We start from the raw sequence: 265 nt of genomic DNA on the forward strand, positions 1-265 counted from the left end.
CGCTGGCGAGTCGCCCACGCCTGACCGCGGCGATGCAGCGGGCGCATTGACCAGGATCAAGGCCGCGCCGGAGGCTCCGCCTACAATGGCGGCATGAACGATTTCGACAGCGTCCGCGACTATCTGACCGGTCTGCAGGGCCGCATCTGCACCGCCATCGAGCAGGCCGACGGCCGGGCGACGTTCGTCGAGGACCCGTGGCAGCGCGCCGAAGGCGGCGGTGGGCGCACCCGGGTGCTGCGCGACGGCGCGGTCTTCGAACAGG

General features: G+C 71.7%; 1 protein-coding gene. It reads left to right on the forward strand.

The genetic code is table 11. The features are described from left to right. Positions 1 to 93 precede the first annotated feature (93 nt). A partial coding sequence (locus SB660_RS21250; RefSeq protein WP_410584370.1) for a coproporphyrinogen III oxidase occupies positions 94 to 265 on the forward strand: 172 nt, incomplete at its 3' end.

Origin of the sequence: Bacillus sp. SIMBA_005 (assembly GCF_046535585.1) — a bacterium.
In the GTDB taxonomy this organism is placed as follows: domain Bacteria; phylum Bacillota; class Bacilli; order Bacillales; family Bacillaceae; genus Bacillus; species Bacillus pumilus.